The organism is Gardnerella sp. DNF00983 (genome assembly GCF_049244265.1).
GTDB classification, from domain to species: domain Bacteria; phylum Actinomycetota; class Actinomycetes; order Actinomycetales; family Bifidobacteriaceae; genus Bifidobacterium; species Bifidobacterium vaginale_J.
Genome location: NZ_CP058392.1, coordinates 368,073 through 388,669, shown reverse-complemented (window position 1 = coordinate 388,669; position 20,597 = coordinate 368,073). Strand labels below are relative to the sequence as shown.

At 42.2% G+C, this 20,597-nt stretch carries 16 protein-coding genes; all 16 read right to left on the bottom strand.

The features are described 5' to 3' along the window. Nucleotides 1–10: 10 nt before the first annotated feature. The 16 genes from rpsG to HXT34_RS01280 all read right to left on the bottom strand — a co-directional run bounded on the left by rpsG (nucleotide 11) and on the right by HXT34_RS01280 (nucleotide 20,564). Complete coding sequence (gene rpsG / locus HXT34_RS01355; RefSeq protein ID WP_012914396.1) at nucleotides 11–481, bottom strand: 30S ribosomal protein S7; 471 nt, start codon at nucleotides 479–481, stop codon at nucleotides 11–13. Nucleotides 482–484: 3 nt separating this feature from the next. Continuing rightward, the gene (rpsL, locus tag HXT34_RS01350; protein ID WP_003813881.1) at nucleotides 485–856 is read right to left on the bottom strand and encodes a 30S ribosomal protein S12; all 372 of its coding nucleotides are present in this window, start codon (nucleotides 854–856) and stop codon (nucleotides 485–487) included. Between the two features lie 267 nt (nucleotides 857–1,123). Then, on the bottom strand, nucleotides 1,124–2,215 hold the full coding sequence (locus HXT34_RS01345) for a cell division protein FtsQ/DivIB (RefSeq protein ID WP_421785116.1): 1,092 nt from the start codon (nucleotides 2,213–2,215) through the stop codon (nucleotides 1,124–1,126). A gap of 52 nt (nucleotides 2,216–2,267) precedes the next feature. Continuing rightward, a complete protein-coding gene (gene murC, locus HXT34_RS01340; protein ID WP_421785114.1) occupies nucleotides 2,268–3,830 on the bottom strand; it encodes a UDP-N-acetylmuramate--L-alanine ligase in 1,563 nt (520 codons plus the stop codon). After that, nucleotides 3,830–5,029 (bottom strand): UDP-N-acetylglucosamine--N-acetylmuramyl-(pentapeptide) pyrophosphoryl-undecaprenol N-acetylglucosamine transferase, encoded by a 1,200-nt coding sequence (locus HXT34_RS01335; RefSeq protein WP_421785112.1) that lies wholly within the window; start codon nucleotides 5,027–5,029, stop codon nucleotides 3,830–3,832. The genes murC and HXT34_RS01335 overlap by 1 nt, the downstream gene beginning before the upstream one ends. Before the next feature lie 51 nt (nucleotides 5,030–5,080). After that, nucleotides 5,081–6,292 carry a peptidoglycan glycosyltransferase FtsW gene (locus HXT34_RS01330; protein ID WP_415683841.1) on the bottom strand — a complete coding sequence of 404 codons (1,212 nt, stop codon included), beginning with the start codon at nucleotides 6,290–6,292 and terminating at the stop codon, nucleotides 5,081–5,083. Between the two features lie 550 nt (nucleotides 6,293–6,842). After that, nucleotides 6,843–8,444: a UDP-N-acetylmuramoyl-L-alanine--D-glutamate ligase gene (gene murD / locus HXT34_RS01325; protein WP_421785110.1), complete on the bottom strand. Its 1,602-nt coding sequence runs from the start codon at nucleotides 8,442–8,444 to the stop codon at nucleotides 6,843–6,845. Nucleotides 8,445–8,468: 24 nt separating this feature from the next. Further along, nucleotides 8,469–9,572 (bottom strand): phospho-N-acetylmuramoyl-pentapeptide-transferase, encoded by a 1,104-nt coding sequence (gene mraY / locus HXT34_RS01320; RefSeq protein WP_410297014.1) that lies wholly within the window; start codon nucleotides 9,570–9,572, stop codon nucleotides 8,469–8,471. Between the two features lie 78 nt (nucleotides 9,573–9,650). After that, entirely contained in the window at nucleotides 9,651–11,240 is a 1,590-nt protein-coding gene (locus HXT34_RS01315; RefSeq protein ID WP_421785108.1) for a UDP-N-acetylmuramoyl-tripeptide--D-alanyl-D-alanine ligase, read from the bottom strand. A gap of 98 nt (nucleotides 11,241–11,338) precedes the next feature. Continuing rightward, nucleotides 11,339–12,406 (bottom strand): UDP-N-acetylmuramyl peptide synthase, encoded by a 1,068-nt coding sequence (locus tag HXT34_RS01310; protein WP_421785106.1) that lies wholly within the window; start codon nucleotides 12,404–12,406, stop codon nucleotides 11,339–11,341. A gap of 42 nt (nucleotides 12,407–12,448) precedes the next feature. After that, nucleotides 12,449–14,290 (bottom strand): peptidoglycan D,D-transpeptidase FtsI family protein, encoded by a 1,842-nt coding sequence (locus HXT34_RS01305; protein ID WP_421785104.1) that lies wholly within the window; start codon nucleotides 14,288–14,290, stop codon nucleotides 12,449–12,451. Beyond that, on the bottom strand, nucleotides 14,290–14,922 hold the full coding sequence (locus tag HXT34_RS01300; protein ID WP_421785102.1) for a hypothetical protein: 633 nt from the start codon (nucleotides 14,920–14,922) through the stop codon (nucleotides 14,290–14,292). Before HXT34_RS01300 ends, HXT34_RS01305 begins: the two co-directional genes overlap by 1 nt. A gap of 1 nt (nucleotide 14,923) precedes the next feature. Beyond that, complete coding sequence (gene rsmH, locus HXT34_RS01295) at nucleotides 14,924–15,949, bottom strand: 16S rRNA (cytosine(1402)-N(4))-methyltransferase RsmH (protein ID WP_421785405.1); 1,026 nt, start codon at nucleotides 15,947–15,949, stop codon at nucleotides 14,924–14,926. 11 nt (nucleotides 15,950–15,960) lie between these two features. Continuing rightward, complete coding sequence (gene mraZ / locus HXT34_RS01290) at nucleotides 15,961–16,773, bottom strand: division/cell wall cluster transcriptional repressor MraZ (protein WP_391495942.1); 813 nt, start codon at nucleotides 16,771–16,773, stop codon at nucleotides 15,961–15,963. Nucleotides 16,774–18,305: 1,532 nt separating this feature from the next. Beyond that, nucleotides 18,306–19,643 (bottom strand): type I glutamate--ammonia ligase, encoded by a 1,338-nt coding sequence (gene glnA, locus HXT34_RS01285; protein ID WP_415683754.1) that lies wholly within the window; start codon nucleotides 19,641–19,643, stop codon nucleotides 18,306–18,308. 198 nt (nucleotides 19,644–19,841) lie between these two features. Next, a complete protein-coding gene (locus HXT34_RS01280) occupies nucleotides 19,842–20,564 on the bottom strand; it encodes a hypothetical protein (protein ID WP_421785099.1) in 723 nt (240 codons plus the stop codon). Nucleotides 20,565–20,597 lie beyond the last annotated feature (33 nt).

Below are 20,597 nucleotides of genomic sequence, written 5' to 3'. Positions count from 1 at the left end.
ATCTTGTGGATTACCAGCGATAGTGAGCAAAAGCCTTGTTTGCTTCTGCCATCTTGTGGGTATCCTCGCGGCGCTTCACAGAAGCACCCAAGCCATTGGAGGCATCGAGAATTTCGTTGGCCAAACGCTCAGCCATAGTCTTTTCACGACGAGCGCGTGAGAAGTCAGTAAGCCAGCGGAGGGAAAGAGTGTTTGCACGAGCAGGCTTAACTTCGACTGGAACCTGGTAAGTTGCACCACCAACGCGGCGAGAACGAACCTCAAGATTTGGACGAATGTTATCAAGAGCGCGCTTCAATACAGAAACTGGCTCCTGCTCGGTCTTTGCCTTCACCTGCTCAAGAGCGGTGTAGACGATGTTTTCTGCGATGGACTTCTTACCATCGAGAAGGATTTTGTTAATCAACTGAGCCACGACGGTCGAGCCGTAGATTGGATCAGGAAGCAGTTGATGCTTTTTTGCAGGTCCTTTACGTGACATGTTTTACTTCGCCTTCTTTGCTCCATACAGGGAACGACCCTGCTTGCGGTCCTTGACACCCTGGGTATCTAATGCGCCACGCACGATGTGGTAACGCACACCTGGGAGATCCTTCACACGGCCACCACGCACGAGCACGATGGAGTGCTCCTGCAAGTTGTGACCTTCGCCTGGAATATAGGCGGTTACTTCAATACCAGAGCTGAGGCGCACACGAGCAACCTTACGAAGCGCGGAATTTGGCTTCTTAGGAGTGGTGGTGTACACACGGGTGCACACGCCACGACGCAGCGGGCTACCCTTCAAGGCCAAAGTCTTTGACTTTTTCGGCTTGGCCTGACGTCCTTTACGGACAAGTTGTTCAATCGTAGGCAACTTAAGTTCTCCGATTCATTGTTATCTTCTATTTGGTGAAAACCGCCACACTGCAGCACACCATAACCAAAGAATCGGTTAAAGAGTAAAAGCCACAGTCCACCGGCCCGATGGCCCTCGCGCCTCCAGCCACACATTACTGCGCGCTATCTTTGACACTTGGGATATCCCAACCAACACGCCTATAACATAAGGCACGCTGTTGGCACACACGAATTACTATTATACACCCAATCTTGACAATGCAATTAATAAAGTTTTAAAACCCTATTTAAGAATTGGACGCACAGGAGCAGACACATCTAAGCTGCGTTTGTTGCCAATTTTACTAGGGTCATCAATAATCTTGGCAACAATAGCCTTCTTTAACTCAATCTGAGACGAATTGCCCCATATGATAGTTTTTTTAACATCCCCTAATTCTGTTTCGACAGAATCTTGAGTTTTTGCACTAACTTTCGTAACTCTAGCTCGCAAAGATTCCGAAAGTGAACTAACAATTTTTACAGCTTCAAGTACAGCTCTATTATTCAAACTTCTTTGCACATTTGAAACTTCAATAACAGGTATTCCTTGCGTTGTAACTTGAGCTACAGCATTTAACACGCGACCTTTAGCGTCAACAGCAGTTAATTTATTGCTATATCGAGTTTTGAGCATTGCTGCAGGACGTTGCGCATGTACAGAAACATGCAAACCATTAGGAAAATTCTTAGAAACTTTTGCTTCAGTTACGCCAGGAATATCGTTAAGTTGGTTAATTACTTCTTGAGAAGAAACTAAAAATAGCGATTTACCAACCTGAGTTGACGCAATTGAAGCAATTTTTTGCTCACTCACCCACTCGTTAGAGCCAGAAATACTTATATCGCTAGACTTAAGAAGAAAAACTGGCGAGAAGAATAAAAACCAAACAATCGCTGAAACAGAAGCAATCACTGCAAGAATTGCAAGAATTCGTTTAACAGTAAATTGCAAATAAGCAGATTTACGTTCTTTCAAACGCTCTCGAAAATTAATTATTCTAGGACGAGTAATCATTCCAAGAGAACCAGAAGTTTGACTTAAAGTTTTTCTTACAAAATCAAGCTTCGGCAAAAGTCTAGCGTCAACAAACTTACCTTGATGATTTTTTTCATTGACATCAGCTACTCGTATTTGCGATGTGTTTTGGCTGATTATATGCCTTTGGAAACGCTGGTCTTTGCGCAACGACGAAGCACTACGACGAGACGCAATGCTGCTTGATTTATTACTACGAGACTCTTCAGTATGCGCAATATTAAGACTTGAAACGGTACGACGATGCGAATTATTTGCATCAGCATCGTACGATTTGCTTGACCTCACGCGACCCATAATTGCCTCTCGTAATAATTTATTTATACTTTAATCGCTTAATTTCAAAGCACTACAATGCTTCTAGCATAACAGACGTCATAGCAGTAATACTTCCTGCACCAACTGTAAGCAGCACATCACCAGATTTTGCACGCAAAGCCAGTTTCAACGCAGCTTCGCGCATATCGTCAACCGCTTCAATTTTTACATCAAGATTCTGCGATTTTGCAGCTTTAACAATAGTTTCAGCATTAATATTTGGAAAATCTTCCTGCTTTTCGCGAGCTGGGAAAATTCCTGTAACAATTACATCGTCTGCAAGAGCCAAAGATTTTGCAAACTCACTAGCAAAAGCCTGCGTTCTGGAGAACAAATGAGGCTGGAACAGCACGCGAAGAGTAGAAGAAGTGTACTTTCTTCGCGCAGCGCGCAATAATGCAGCTATTTCAGTTGGATGGTGAGCATAATCGTCCACAACTGTCACACCATCAACACATCCACGAATATCAAAACGACGAGACGCACCTCGGAAGCTTTCTGCACCACGAGCCGCATCTTCTGGATTCATACCGAGCAATACTGCAGCAACAATAGCTGCAGAAGCATTAAGCGCATTATGCAAACCTGGTATTAACAAGCTAACTTGCACCTTGTTCGAACATTTAGCATGTTCATCCAAAATTTTTTCCGGCAATACAAGCGTAAACATTTCTCGACCACTTACAGCTTGCTCATTTTCATGCTCAATACTTGCGAACATAGCTAATTTTTGTACGCGCGAGCTGACTTTTAGTCTCCACGTATCCAAATTACCGTAAGCAATTGTTTTGTTTAAAATATTATCCGGCATAGCTTCAAGTACTTTTCTAGCACCTTCGTCTTCTGCACAAATTATTACGTTATTGACAGCATGACTTACGTGCTCAACAAATGCTTCTCTGTATCGTTCACTAGAGCCGTAATGATCCAAGTGATCTGCTTCAGCATTTGTTACGATTGCAATACTTGGGCTGTATTTTTCAAAACTTCCGTCAGATTCGTCAGCTTCAGCAACCATAACAATTCCATTGCCAGCATGACCGCCGTCTAAAACTGTTCCGTCTGCAGCTTGAATAGATCCGCCGATTGCGTAGCTTGGATCAGCCAAATCGCCTACTGCAGCCACAGTTAATATATGAGAAAGAAGTGAGCTAGTAGTTGTTTTACCATGCGCTCCAGCAACAGTCACACCAGTTTTTGCAGATAATAATAACGCAAGAATATCGCTGCGATGAACAAGCTTTATGCCGCGCTCATGCGCTGCCATAATTTCCGGATTGCTCGGTTTAATAGCACTTGAATACACGAGTACATCTGCATGCTCAACATGTGAAGCACTTTGTCCAATTTCTACTTCAATACCTAATTCTTCCAAGCGTTGAGTGTGATCATTTGCTTCGCGATCACAACCGCTTACACTTACGCCCTCTTCATGCAACATTTCTGCCAGAACACTCATTCCAGCTCCGCCAATGCCAATAAAATGCACTCGCCCTAGTTTTGAAATAGTTTGCGAATCATCAAACGCTGATTTTACTGGGTTTAAATCAATGTTGTTATGAGATGAAATTGTATTGCTATTAAGATTAGTCATTACTTTCTGCCTTCTTTTGCGATTTCAAGAATACGCTTCGCCATAACGTCTGCAGCATCGCGAATACCATAATTCCAAGATTTAGTGCGCATAGCTTGTAATTGCTTTTTGTTTTGCAATAAAGCTAATCCTTCATCTATAAACCACTTTGCATTGAAATCAGCATCATTTACCATTACTGCTCCCCCTGCATTTACTACAGGCTCAGCATTAAAACGCTGCTCGCCGTTGCCAATAGGCAATGGCACGTATACAGCAGGTAAGCCAAGTGCCGAAATTTCTGCAACCGTTCCAGCTCCTGCACGACATATAACTAAATCTGCACAAGCAAAAGCCCAATCAATGCGCTCTAAATATTCTGCAATATGATAATCGCCACAACCAGCATGCTCTGGTTTAATATCGTTTATTTGCGATTCACCTACTTGATTTGCAACTATATTTCGCACTTCTTCCGCTTTTGCGCGACCAGTTAAGTGAATTACTTGCGCATGTTTTAAAATATCTCCTGCTGCTGCAGCAACAGCTTGATTTATGCTTTTTGCACCCAAAGATCCGCCTGTAACAAGAATAATCGGACGTTTAGGATCAACGCCAAGGTTTTGCGCACCTTCAACGCGAGCGGAATCATAATCTTTTTCTAATCTTTCACACAATTGAGAAATAGCAGGTCTAAGAGGTAAACCAACTCTTTCAACTTTGACACCTTTTCGCGTGCGCAAATCAGTATTCCCATAAACTGTTCCAACAGCATCAGCCCAACCTGCGCCCAAGCGATTTGCCATTCCAGATTTAGCATTCTGCTCATGAATCACAATAGGAATATGCTGCGCATGAGCTTGAGAATATACTGGAGCAGAAGCATAGCCACCGAAGCCCACTACTATATCTGCTTTTCTAGCGGCTAGTATATTTCGCACTTTGCGTTTTTCGCGCATCCATCGAATTGGAAACTTAATTGCATCTAGATTTGGCTTACGCGGGAACGGCACTTTTTCTATAGTGTCAAGTTCGTACCCTGCATTCGGCACAAGACTTTTTTCCAAACCAACTTCTGTACCAATTACACTAATTAACGCTTCAGGATTGAGCTTTTTAATAGCGTTTGCAACAGAAAGCAAAGGATTGACATGACCTGCAGTGCCCCCGCCTGCAAGAACAATATGCACTTCATGCTCAATAGCATTATCAAACTTCATTTCACTACCCTTGTTATAACTTTCATATTATAAAAAAGTTGTAAATACTTACTACTTCGATATAGTAAGTTGCGGATTGGAACGCATAAGACCATCAGCTACGCCAATTGCAACCAAACACATAACGAGCGAAGATCCACCTGCTGACACAAACGGCATAGGCACTCCCATAACCGGAAGTATTTGCACAACAACAAGAATATTAACTAATCCTTGGCCTACAATCCACGTTGCGATACACATTAATGTGATTGAAATAAATTGCGATTTCGCTTTTAATGCTGAAGATAGTATGCACCAACCAATAATTACGTATAGCAAAATCACTGCTGCTGCAACCAAAAAGCCCATCTCTTCGCCAATAATAGCGAAAATAAAATCATTGTGAGCGTAAGGCAAATAATTCCATTTTTCGCGAGAGTTTCCAATACCAACGCCTAATAGTCCACCAGAAGCCATTGCATATTGAGCGTGAATTGCTTGGAAGCAAACGCCTTTAGCTGCTTTTGCGTCACATCCGTGCAAAGTAGCAAGAATACGTCGCATACGATTTTGGCTTGTCAAAACAAGCATAGCGACCATAGCAATAGCAATCAAAATACTTCCTATTAGCCAGCGCGTAGGGAATCCGCCAAGATAAAAAGCTATAAGTGCAATAAGAATAATAATTAAAGCAGTACCAAGATCCTTACCTGCAATAACAAGCAACAACGATACGCCGAGTCCTGCTGCTACAGGAATATACGCGCGCATTTGCACACGCTCATACGCTTGTTTTGCAGCAATCAAAGCTATTGGAAGCCAAATACATAATGCAAGTTTTGTAATTTCTGCAGGCTGCAAAGTAATAGGACCAAAAGCAATCCAACCAGCATTACCATTAACTTCACGTCGTAAACCTGGAACAAATGTTAAGAACTGTGCAACAACAGAAATAATGTAAATAACAGCAACGTATCGTCTATAAACTGTAACTGGAAGTCGAGAAGCGAAAATATAGCCAATTAAACCTAAAACGCAATACATTGTTTGGTTTACGCCTTGACCCCACGGTGCGATTCCGTAGGTAATCATAGTTACTGAAGAACTAGAAAACACCATGAATAAGCCGAAAATCGACAGTATAACCACTGATACTCGCATGCCGTATAAGCACCACAGTGGGTTAGTTAAACTGCGCAAGCCAACATATTTCTTTAATTCCGAATCTTGAGTTTTGCGCTCTAACGAGTTTTTTGAGTAGTCTTTTTTCGAGGAAAATATTCCAGATACAGTATGCGCTAATTTTGCGTATTTAATTGATTTTGCCGGCTTTACTGGCTTTACTGGTTTCGCTAGATTTGTTAGCTTTTCAGGTTTCGCAGGATTTACAGTATTTACAGTATTTGCTTGCACTGCAGGCTTTACAAAATTAGTTGATTTTACAAGCTTGGATGATTTTACAAAATTATCTGGTTTTGCCTGTTTCGCTGGTTTCGCAACTTTCGACTTCTTTGCATCTTTTACAAATTTTACAGATTTATTTAAAGAAGAGCCTACAGATTTGCCAACTTTAGTAACAGAATTACTTACAGAATTACTTACAGACTTTCCTACAGATTTGCCTAATTCCTTACCAGCTTTGCTTGCGTACGCTCCTACTTTACTTACTGACTTGCCTACTTTACCTGCTGAAGTCCTAATAGATTTTTTAAAAGATTCAAATTTTTGTTTTTTAGAAGAATTAGAAGAATCTGAATCTGCTTCAATATGATCTTCCATAATAACTTCTGAGACTTTGCGCGCTAATGAACGCAAAAACTTTTTAGGCTTATTACTGTTGAACACCATGATTATGCACCCATCGTTGAGATTCTTTAGCAAAACGATTGCCGCGATCGGCGTATGAAACAAATTGATCCATAGAAGCACAAGCAGGAGCGAGCAGAACAACATCACCAGGCTTAGCATAACGCCCAGCAGCTTCTACAGTTTGACGCATAACAGCCTCACCGAATGAAGAATCAGGATTTACAAGCGAAGTATTCTCAATATTCTCACAAACTAAATCATCAACGCAATCATATGATTTAGCGCAAGAACCATCCTGTGAAACAATAGTTACTGGAATGTGAGGAGCTGAACTGCGAAGAGCTTCAACAATTGGACGTTGATCTATTCCAATAACAACAACTGCTTTAATCACATGAAGTTGGTTTGCAATCAAATCTTCAAAATGACCACCTTTAGCTAAACCGCCAGCAATCCAAACAACCGAATTATTAGCAAAACTAGCTAAAGATGCACAAGCAGCATGAGCATTAGTTGCTTTAGAATCATCTACAAATCTAATACAATGCGAAGGATTTTCATCTTCAGACATCAAAGTCGCAACTGTTTGAATGCGATGACCTCCAGGAGCAAACTCGCGTAAAGCACGAACTGAAGAATCTACATCACCAGTTAAACCTAAAGCTAAAGCTAATGCAGTAAGAGCATCAGCTAATAAATGCGGATACACGCTGCCATCAGGCTCGCACAGATGTTTTAGCTCACGCAATTCAACAATAGGTTTCAGAGTGCCTTTATTTCCTCCAGCAACACCGCTGTTATCGACAATCCAACCATCTTTTACGCCAATTTCACCATCTTTAGGCTCTTCTAGCGTAAAACCAATTTTTTTACAACCATCAGCAACTTGTGCACAATCTGCCAATTTGCTTACACGCTCATCTTGAGCATTGTAAACCAAAGCTTTTTGCACATTATTAAATACTTTTGACTTGTCACGAGCGTACGCTTCCATGCCACCATGCCAATCTAAATGATCAGCAGCAATATTAGTAATAGCAGCACAGTCAAGAGCTAAAGAATCAGTGAAATGCAATTGGAAAGAGCTTAATTCAACGCATAAAGCATCATGCTCACATTCCAAAGCAGCATGTGACACAGACTTTCCAATATTTCCTACTGCTGGAGCATCTAATCCGCAAGCGGTTAGCATTGCAGAAGTCATTTCTGTAGTAGAAGTCTTACCATTTGTGCCAGTAATACCGATCCAATAAGCAGGTTTATTCGTGCGTTTAGAAGGTACACGCAAGCGCCAAGCTAATTCAACTTCGCTCATTACTGGAATATTGTGCGATGCAGCTTCTTGCAAAAATGGCGTGCGAGGGTTAAATACTGGAGATGTAACAACAGCATCGATTTTAGACCAGTCTATTGCTGAAAAATCATGTATATCAGCATCAGGCTTATTTTCGTCTGCAGTCACAGGCTCAGATCCAACAGAGCGCAAAACCTCAGCTGCACCACGACCAGAAACTCCAAGACCTGCAACTAATACACGCTTAAAAGCAAATGCTTTATCGCTTGTGCACGACTTACAAGTGGATTCAGACGAAACAGATACGTCATTGCCATCGACAATATTCATATTGAAGCCTTCCAATTTTTGAAATTAAATAAGCAAGCCAGAACGCCCTGCCCAATCAGCGTAGAACATCATAAGCGCAGAAAGCACAAACATAAGCTCAATCATCCAGAATCGCACAACAACCTTGGTTTCCGTCCAGCCGAGCAATTCAAAATGATGATGAATAGGAGCCATTTTGAACACACGCTTATGCGTAGCTTTAAAGAATCCAACTTGAATAACGTCACTTGCAGCTTCCATTACAAATAATCCGCCTAAAATCACGGCCAAAAACTCTGTGTGAGTTGCAATAGAAAGAGCTGCAAATAATCCGCCTAAAGCCAACGAACCAGTATCTCCCATAAATACTTGAGCAGGATTCGAATTAAACCACAAGAATCCAAAGCAAGCAACAGCAGCGCAAACAGCAATAATAGTTAAATCGAGAGGGTCAGAAACAGCGTAAGAGAATCCAAAATGACCGCCTCCGCGCACATGGTAGCTTTCCCAGAAAGCAATCAAAGCGTATCCAGCAAAAGCAATCATAGAAGATCCAGAAGCTAAACCATCAAGTCCGTCAGTCAAATTTACAGCATTAGACCAAGCAGCAATAAGGAAATTAACCCAAACAATAAATACTACGATTCCTACACCTTTACCGAGTATAGAAAAATCAAAAAATGGTTTTTCAATAAAACTCATTCCAGGTTGAGCGCTAGCAATACCAGATTGAGTTGGCAATAGCAATGACAAAAGCGCGTAAATACTTGCAAAAATAATTTGACCAGTAAACTTCGCATGTACAGAAAGACCAAGATTCTGCTTTTTACGAACCTTAGCAAAATCATCAATAAAGCCAAGCAAACCCATTGAAAGCATTGCAAACAGCACTAAAACAGCAGACCATGAAGGCGAGCGGCCAACAGAAACATATCTATAAAGAGCAGAAGCAGCCCAACCTGCTACTACAGCAAAATTAATAACAACACCGCCCATAGTTGGCGTTCCGCGTTTTACTAAATGAGATTGTGGTCCATCTTGGCGAATGTACTGACCGTAGTGCAAACGATGCACTAAACGAATAAGCAAAGGCGTGCCAACAATCGTAACTACGAGCGACACCACAATTCCTACAATAAGCGCAATCACCGCTTAACCTCCGTTTACTGTTCCGTTTGCTATAATACTTAATTTATTAATTTCACACTTATATTGAGCATCAAGCAGTTAAATATTTGCCCAATGTTCAGCAAGCACACTCAAGCCTGAAGCATGAGAGCCTTTCAATAACACAACACTACTCGGATGCTCGGCCACAATTTTCCAAACAATATCATCAGCCTCGTCCGCACTGTGCACAAAGTAGACTGCATCATTAGAAGAAAGTAGTTTATTATTCCAAGAAGAACGCGCACCTTGAGCAATACAGTTAGCTAATTCATCTAAGTCGGAGTCCGTTTTTGAACCAACAGCAACAACCGCATCGACACTCGAATTTGCCACATATTCTCCAATATTTGTGTGCAATTCATCTTCGTTGCTGCCAAGCTCCAACATAGAACCAAGAACCGCTATACGGAAGGGTTTCGAAGATGCACTACAAGAATCATTTTCATAAGCGCACAAACCATCGATTCCTGCTTTCATAGAATCAGGATTTGCATTAAAGGAATCATCAATAAGTGTAAATTTCTCGTCATTTTTCGAAACTGTACTCAATTGCATGCGATGCGGGCTAATATGCGAAACTTTAGACAGCACAGAAGCAATATCATCTAAAGTCATTCCCAAATATCTTGCAACATTTGCTGCTGCAAGCGCATTCATAACATTATGCTCGCCTTGTATATCAAGATGCGCCTCAACATGATTCACTAAATCAGAAGAATTAATGCGTTCAGTGATAGTAAAAACTGCTTTACCAAAAGAATCTAACTTTATATTGCTAGCTGAAAGTTGGTAGTCATCTTTACTAGCTGATTCCAGCAATCCATTTTTAGCATTTCTACCAAACCAGCGCACATGCTTATTTTCTACAAGACAAGACATTGCAGAAACTCGCTTATCGTCAGAATTTAATACTGCTATGCCATGTGGCAAAAGCCCACGCACAATCTCACTTTTTGCTTGCGCAATTCGCTCAACTGAGCCAAATTCACCTAAATGAGCCACACCAACTTTAAGCACTATTGCGAGATCCGGAGGAGCAATATGAGTTAAATTGGCAATTTCGCCAACATGGTTAGCACCCATTTCTGCTATTAAAAATCGAGTATTACTGCCAACTTGCAAAGCAGTAAGAGGCAAACCAATATTATTATTAAAAGATCCAACAGGAGCAACCGTTTCGCCTAGCGTGCTCAACAAAGCCTTCAACATATCTTTCGTTGTTGTTTTGCCAACGGAACCAGTAATACCAATAATAGTGAAAGGTTTGTTAAGCTTGCGGCGAAGTTCCAAATTATGTTTAGCTAGCAAACCCAGTGCTTCTACAGAATTATTAACAACTATTTGATTGAGATTAGTGCCTTCGACAACATGTTCAACAATAGCTACAACAGCTCCAGATTTTTCAGCATTCTTTACATAATCATGACCGTCAACATGTTCACCAACTATAGCTACGAACACAGAACTTTTACGAATTTGACGAGAATCACTAAAAACGGAATTTGCAACTAAATCTGTGTCACAACTATTAAACTCGTGTATTTCACCATGAACAGCTTTAGCAATTTCGCTTATATTCATAGGCATCATATCGACATGATCTAAACTCTTAGCATTGCTAGCACACGAAGTTTCAACACAACTCATAACATCCTCCAAATTAGCCACATAATCAAAAGCTCTTAAACAAACTCACGCAATTAATTTATTTGAAAACTCGAATGAAATCAGCGCTTCAGCACAATTCAGTGCAATTCATGCGAAACTCGCAGCGCACTTTTAATAGTCCCACGACGAACACCGGCAGCTAACACCATTGCAATAGATAATGAAAGATGCCGCTGCACATCATTGCCGCCAATTTGATCCGCTAATTCAGCTAATTCGTCAGACTCAGCAGATCTAGTAACACAATAAGCGTGCTCTCTTCCAGAAAAACCATAACGTTGACGCAGCGCATAAAAACTCATGCCGGTTGAATATGCAGGGTAAAGCGGTGAAGAAGATGTTTTTGCGCTAACTTTCACATTTGATATTGCATCTTTAGGTTCAGAATTAGATTCAGATTTAGAATCAGAATTAGTGTAAGAATTATCTTCAGATTTAGTATCATCTTCAGATTCAATATCAGATTTAGAATCAGATTCTGCGCCAGAATTGCTTTCATTCTGAGTTTGCTCAACGCCAAGAACATCAATACTAACGGATTGCAACGCGTTCTTAGCTAAAGTTGCAGAATTAAGTGCAATAACAACAGCTGCAGCACCATCTTCTGCACACACAGATAAAACATGCTGTACATCTGCAATATTTAAAGGATATTGCAAAGACAATTCGCGCTGCAATGAAGTAGATCCAGCATCACTAATAACACCAACAGGATTGCCTAACATATGCAAAAAATCAGCTAATCGCAAAACATTAGCATGAATCTCATCGTCATCGTCACCAGCAATCGCAAATGTTGCAACGCACGAAGAAGGATCTGCATTAATATCGCAAGCAAGCTTGCCCAAAGCAACTGGATTAGCAGAAGAAACAAGCAAAGGTAGACCTAAATCTGCAGCCTCACTACGAAATTCTGGCGAAACTAATGCAGCATATGCGCCAGCATCACGCGCAGCCTCAAGCTGACGACGATCGATATGACCAATTGGCACAAATAATCCACCAGGACGTACATTACGCACATCATGAGCAATAGAAGTAATAGTTACCTCTGAAGCAAACGCAGGAACAACTTCAAAACCATAATTTTTTGCAGCAAAACCTAGCGTCACTCTAATTCTAGAGTATTCATCAACCGCACTCATTGCACACCCTACTTTATAGACAACAACATTGTAATGCGTACATTACCAATTTACAGGAACAGGGTTTGCGCGTGGAGAAGAAGCTGGAATATCATACTTTTGCATTAAGAATTCTCCAATAGTTTTGAACAGTGGACCTGCAGTCATACCACCATAAATACCTTGCGGATCGCGCAAAACAACTGTTATGACGAAGCGAGGGTTATCTGCTGGTATAGCACCTGACCAGTCGCTGATTGTAGAGCTAAGTTTACCATCAGCGCCAGCAACTTCTGCTGTACCACTCTTTGCAGCAACACGATAACCATCGACGCCAGCAAATCTGTGATAATGCTCACCAGAATTTTCCAAAGCATTCATCATTTGTGCAGCAACAGTTTCGTCCAAAACGCGCGTTCCTGCAGGGCGAGAAGACTTTGTAACTCTGCCATTAGGATCTATAACGGATTTAACTATTGACTGACGCAACCTAACGCCTTTATTTGCGATAGTTGCAATTGCATTAGTAAGTTGCAAAGCATTCACAGCATAGCCCTGACCAAACAGGACGGTATCTTTCTTACGACCATCCCAAGCTTGAACGCTAGGAAGCAAGCCACAAGATTCTCCTTGCAAATTCAATCCTGAGTACTGACCAAGACCGAATTTATAAAGATACTCATAGCGTTTATCTATCGGATATTTTTCACCAGCCATAACCATGCCGACGTTAGAAGATTCCGAAAGAATACCAGCTAATGTCCAATGCTCAACACCGTGGCTAACAGCATCATGGAATGCTTGACCGTTCTTGTTAAGAGTATTAGGAACAGCAAATTTATCAGTAAGCTTATGCGCACCAGTTTGTAACATGCCAGACATTGCGAAAGCTTTACCAATAGAACCAGGCTCAAATGTTTGACTTACAGCTCTAGAAACATTCACCTTAGCTTGAGTTGTTCCAGCTTTAATCTCATCAGTATCTTCCAAAGCAAGTATTTCGCCAGTACGAACATCTTGCACTACTGCAATACCCCAAGTTGCATGATATTTTTTCTTGCCATCAAGCAAAACTTTTTTAACATACCAATCGACATCGCTATCGATTGTGAGTTTAACATCTCTTCCGTTTATTGCAGGCTTAGATTCAGTTACAGTACCAGGAATTTTTTCATTTCCTGCATTATTACCTTGATAACGCTGATATCCGTCTACGCCATTCAAAGTTGCATCTTTAGTAAATTCAAGACCTGTAACACCAACCTCGCCTTTACGATCTTTGACATCTTTACGATTAACTTCATCGGCATTGGCAACAGCACCAATCACAGATCCAAGAATAGGTCCGCTTGAATATACTCTTTCGCTACTGTTCTCTGCATAAATGCACCCAGAAAGATTCAAATCGTCAATAGCGCGTTTCATTGCAGGAGTCACGTTACGTTTCAATAAAACGTAACGACCAACGCCAGCCAGTTTTCCACCAAGTTCTACAGAACTCATGTGCAAAATCGGAGCAAGCAAACGAGCGACCGCCACAGCGCCCGTGCCTTCTACAGGCTTGCCATTAAGCATATGACAATTATGCTCAGTTTGTTTTGTGCAAGGAGTTGGCACAAATGCCTGAGCATTAAGCGGATCTCCAATAATATTGAATCGCTCAACACTTTGAGCCAGCACAGCACCATTAGCATCAAGTATGCGACCGCGACGTGCAAGAATTGGTCGCACACGACTACGCTCAGCCTGAGCTGCTTGTGCAGTTGAGCGAGCATTAATAATCTGTATAAAACTTAGCTTTACTATTGCACTAACACCAATTAACGCAAAAACAATTGCAATTACGGTGCACTTACGCGCAAATATCTGCTGAGGGGCGAAACGTTGTTTGATTAAGTGGCGCATCAATGTTTCTCCTGTTTTGCTTTCTGTTGATATTGACGATTTTGTTGTTCTTGTTTTTGAGTTTTATTTGAGTTATTAGTTTGTTTTGAATTATCGGTTTGTTTTGAGTTATTAGTTTGTTTTTCGCGCTCAGTTTTCTCAGAATGACTATGTTTTCGTTTTTCTACATAATCACTTAAGTCAATAGAAATAGAACCTTGTTGCGGAACCATTCCCATTCTTTGCGCTCTTGCAGGAAGTTCAGATTCCAAAGTATCTAATTTCGCTTGACTAGCTTCCACATCCTGGTGCAAACGAGAAATACGCGTCTGCACTGCAGTTTGGTCGAAGGAAATTTCTGCCATTTGCGTACGCAAAAAAAGCGAACTAGACAACGTAACAACCATGAAAATCACAATAATCATGCAATTCACAAGAGGTACTTTGCGCGTATTGCTCCATGCCATAACCTTGTGGAATCGTTCAAGCACAGCAGAAGATTTACGCTGAGATGAGCTAAATGCCAAAGGAGCAGGATTATGTACGTATTCTTTACGAGCTGGATTATCTTTAGTACGACCAGCTGGAGCTGAAGCAGAGGACGCAGAAGACGAAGAAGAGCGCAAAACACGATTTTGCATGTTCAATACCATGTCAGCGACCTCCTTTTATAGCTTTACGACCAGCCGCTTCATCTTCAAGCCTTGGGATCCAACGCTCCGGGATAGGGCGGCATAATTCGACAGCGCGCAAACGAACTGAAGAAGATCTAGTGTTATTAGCAATTTCTTCTTTAGAAGCTTTCATAGCTCCGCGAGTAAGAGCTTTAAAGAACGGCTGAGCATCATCAGGAATAACAGGCATGTTTGCAGGAACATCAACTGTTAATCCTTGATTCATAAAACGTTTTACAGCTGTATCTTCCAACGAATGATAAGACTCAACAACTAAGCGACCATGCTCACGAAGATGCAAAGCAATTTTAGGAAGAGTACGGCTTAATTTATCTAACTCACCATTCACTTCAATACGCAAAGCTTGGAACACTCGTTTTGCTGGATTTCCAGTAGCGCGATGAGCTTTCGGAATTACAGAGTCAACTAAGCTAACCAACTGACCCGAAGTAGCAATAGGCTCCGTAGCGCGAACTTCAACAATACGACGAGCAATAGGAGAAGCAAAACGTTCTTCACCATACTCGCGGAAAATTCTAGTTAATTCTCGAGAATCATACGTAGCTAAAATCGTTGCGGCAGTAGTTGCTTGCGTTGTATCCATACGCATGTCAAGTGCTGTATCGTGAGAATAAGAAAAACCGCGATCAGTTTCGTCAATTTGCAAACTTGAAAGACCCAAATCCATAAAAGCAGCATCAATACGGTCAATGCTGTTTTCTCGTAGCACTTCATCAATCTCATCGAATGCTGCATGCGCAGGAATAAAACGATTCTCGAGACCTTCGCTGCGCATTCTTTGCGTTGCTAACGAAAGTGCTTCAGCATCACGATCAATACCAATAAGTGTCGCAAAAGGCGCAGCTTTAAGAAAAGCAGTTGCATGTCCAGCAAGACCTAAAGTGCAATCTACTACTATTGCGCCTTTGTGTTGCAAAGAAGGAGTAACTAAATCAACACAATCTTGCAATAATACCGGTGCGTGAATAGCTGTAATGTCTTTCATAGCATCAGTCATCACATCACCGCCGGAAGTACATCGTCAGCAATATCTGCATAACCTTGCTCGCGATCGGCAAGATATTCTTCCCAAGCAGACTTATTCCAAATCTCTGCACGCGTACCAACACCAATAACGACAATTTGATCGCCCAAATTGGCGTAATCTCTTAACATTGGAGGCACAACAATGCGTCCTTGCTTATCTGGCTCTTCATCAACAGCACCAGAAAGGAACACGCGAAGATAATCACGAGCTGACTTATTGCTCATAGATGTGCGCTGAATTTGCGTTGTCATACGCTGGAACTCAACCATAGGCAGCACGTAAACACAATGCTCCTGACCGCGAGCCATAACAAAACCAGTTCCGAGCTGAGAACGGAATTTTGCAGGAAGGGCAACACGACCTTTATCGTCAATTTTTGGAGTATAAGTGCCTAACAAAATAGGTGTTGCTGGATGAGTTGACACAGCTTCTTGATATTGAGAAGCATAAAAAGGTGCAACTGGCATAGCTGCAGCTTGTGCAGACGAATCAGCAGCGCCGGACGGAGTGGAGGTGAAAACCGGTGCTGGCATATATTGCTGCATTGCTGGCATAACAGTTGAAGGCACACCATAATAACCCTGGATCGACTGCTTAGATTGTACAGGTTGAACAGGCTGAACGTATTGTTGCTGAGGCACTTGTGAATCTTGCATTTGCAGTGGCATCTGCGATTGCTGAGAAACATTTGAATCAGCAGCTTGTTGAGCCTGATTTATGGAATGCGCAGAGGAAGAATTGGCGCTATTGCGCGGTTGCTTATTAGCATCACGACGTGCCATACTCCACCTCCTTAACTCAACATGTACTATGCCATTTACACGTTGCTCACCATTTTACCCCATTCCTCCCCAAAAATCCCCACTTTTTTACAAAATTTTTGATTTTTTTGAAGCAAATCACCAATAGAAAACAAAAGACCCCCACACAGCGCTCAAGCAGGTCGTTACGAACGCAGTCGACCATCTGCACCAGTAACAAAAAACGACCAAAACTTTACAGCGATGTAAAGAAACGGTCGCCTACGCGCGAAAAAACGGCAGAAACTGTACACGAGCGCGGACAGAAAGCACGGACAGAAAGTGCAGAGCCTGAAGAAGCGGCAGAAACTGTACAGCGGTGTAAAGGAAAAGCCGTTTGCGCACCTTAATCCGGCAGAAACTGTACAGCAGTGTAAAGAAAAAGTCGCGAAATGACGGAATGGCGACCAAAACTGTGCAGCTGTGCGCAGTTTATGCCGCTTCCCAGCCAGATTCCGACAGAAACTTTACGCACGTGTAAAGAAAAAGCCGCCTACGCGCGAAAAAACGGCAGAAACTTTACAACCGCGCTGCTAGCGAATCGATACACGCGTTAAATATTTTTGCAGTCAATAGAAAATGTCGAAAACATCTTGCGATTTGGTATTTTCGACAGTTTGGGCTTGCGTTTTGTTTATTCCACCAAACGATTTGGTATTTTCGACAATTTAGTAAGCTGCAAAAATCGTGGCAAACGCTTGGAACGCAGCGCGACGTCTGCACCAGAGTCCCAAAACAAGCTACAAACGCCGGAGAAAAAACTCCAGCAAATGTTCATGAAGCTTTGCAGTAATGCTTCTGCGAACGGTGATTGCTTGTTGATTAGTGAACTTTAACATTAATACTCTGCAGACGTTAAGTATTTATTGCCTAGAGAACACTAGCATTCGTGCTGCTGCACACATCACACCATACGCACCTACCACATCACAAAACAACGGTGGGTGGATTTACGAGTGGGAGATAGGAATTACTTGTCGAGCAATATAAAAGCGGAACGATAGTAATAATCTTATTGACGAATACTATTTCTGCAGAAAAAGTAAGTAAAAGACTAAACTTAACTATCTAGCCGCTAAGTACAAATAAGGTATAAGAGCGGAGCGCTGCGAGATAAGTAATTCCTATCTCACACAGCCACTCCAGAAACCCACCAGCCAAAAACCAGCCCCCGAAACTCGCGCCACGGCAAGTAAGAGCGGAGCGCTGTCCTCACGGCTAATCGCCGTTCGGCTGAGCTTGCACGGAAAGTCCACTGGACTTTCCGCCTGAGCAAGCTCACGCTCCGAATTGCTTTCGCGCGCACAATGCTGCGCTCAAGCAGGTCGTCAGCGCACACCAGTCACAACCTAGTTTCCAAAACACAGCCACACAAACCTGCCCTGCCCTCGTCTTCATTGACGAAGGCAGACCTCGCTTGCGTTGAAAGCACACCGTGCTTTCAACGCTGAGCAAGCTCGGCGCTCCGAGTTGCTTTCGCGCGCTAAATCGCGGCGCTCAAGCAGGTCGTCGCGCTACAAACGCGGCAAATACTTCTCCAGCTCAAAAGGCGTAACTTGACGACGATACTCTTCCCACTCTTGATGCTTATTGCGCAAGAAGTACTCAAAAGCGTGTTCACCTAATACGCTTGCAACGAAGTCCGAGCGCTCCATAATCTTTAGTGCTTCATCCAAGGATTCCGGCAATGGCTGAATACCCATTGCTTGACGCTCAGCATCAGTAAGCTCCCACACATCGTCGCTAGTTGGATCGCACAAAGTCATTTGCTTTTCAATACCATCCAAGCCAGCAGCAAGAAGCACAGAGTAAGCAAGATACGGATTCGCTACAGGATCTAGCGCGCGGAATTCCATTCGGCAAGAATTACCTTTACCAGGCTTGTATTGCGGCACACGCAGAAGTGCAGAACGGTTGCTATGACCCCAGCAAACATAGCTAGGAGCTTCCGCACCACCCCACAAACGCTTGTAAGAGTTCACATATTGATCAGTTACAGCGCAAATTTCTGAAGCATGATGCAAAATACCAGCAGCGAATTGACGCGCAATAAGAGACATATTAAATTCTTGACCAGCTTCATAGAAAGCGTTCGTATCGCCTTCGAACAAACTCAAATGCGTATGCATACCCGAGCCAGGTTGATCAGTTAGCGGCTTTGGCATAAAGCTTGCATACATTCCGCGCTCAAGAGAAATTTCCTTAACTACAGTGCGGAAAGTCATAATATTGTCCGCGGTAGTAAGAGCATCTGCATAACGCAAGTCAATTTCGTTTTGACCAGGACCGCCCTCGTGATGCGAGTATTCTACAGAAATACCCATTTGTTCAAGCATACTAACTGCGCTACGACGGAAATCCATAGCCGAACTTCTAGGAACGTGGTCAAAATAGCCACCCTCATCAATCGGCACAGGAGTTTTGGACCAATCATCTTGAGCTTCAAACAAATAAAACTCAATTTCAGGATGCACGTAGAAAGTAAATCCTTTTTCTTTCGCTTTTGCGAGCGCAGTCTTTAAAACGTGACGAGGGTCTCCCAGCGAAGGCTCTCCGTCTGGAGTTAGCACATCGCAGAACATGCGCGCTGTGCCTTCCGGACCTCCATGCCATGGAAGAATTTGGAACGTCGAGGGATCCGGCTTCACAATCATATCGTCTTCTAGGACGCGAGTCATGCCTTCTATTGCTGAGCCGTCGAATCCTATTCCCTCTTCAAAAGCTGCTTCTAATTCAGCAGGGGCAATAGCAACGGATTTAAGCGTGCCTAAGACATCCGTAAACCAGAGTCGAATAAAACGCACGTCTCGCTCTTCAACAGTACGCAGAGCAAACTCTTGTTGTCGATCCATAATAAGCCCCTTGGGTATCATCCGGTTGTATGCATAGCCACGCACATATGCATATTCACATGCAATTGTAGTGTATTATTTCGCATTACGCTTCATATGTTGAGCTTATATTCAATGAATTTACGTAATTGTAATGAAATTTCTACGTTACGTCACAACTTCTTCAATTTAATATGCCAATTAATTGCTTAATTATTTTTACTTTCTTTTGCCATATTTTTGAAATAGCTCGTACGCGTTTGCATCGCTTAAATCGTCACTATTAAAAATTTCTATATTTTGTTTCGAAATAGTTTCAACTGTTTCCATGCCAATAGCTAAATCTTCTACTGCACGCGACCACACAGCTAACGCCATAGGCGCAACTATTTCTTGTGGCTCGCAATTATATTCGTAAACTTTTGCATTTAATTTATCAGCTCTATTTGTAATGAGCATAACATCCATTCCACGGAAGAAATCAACAAATTTTTGCACTGCTTCTTCCGGCTCATTGCCGTCCAAATTTTTTAATACCGCAACAGCACCTTGTTCTTCATCGAAGCATTGCGCTGAAACGCTAGCCATTTTGCAAAAAGCAGCCAGCAACTGCGCAGGCTGCACATACGTAACCATTAACGCAACTTTTGCTTTATTTCCAAGCAGACCTTGCAAGTCTTCTTCAAAATTAGCTTCTTCAATATTGCGCATAGCTTGATCAAGAAAATCATTTTCTTGATTATCGTCGCTTTTTTGGTTATTTTCTAAATTTTCGCTATTTAAATTTTCTTGCGACTCTTCTTTAAATTCACGTTCAAATCCCGCGAGCGCATTATCTAATTCCGCATCAGTAAAAGAAGTGCGCACAGAATCGTCATTGTTGCGCTTGTCATCATTATTGCGCTTGTCATCATTATTGCGCTCGTCACCGTTGTTTAACATATTTGTCGTTTCCTCCCCTTTCAATGTAACTTC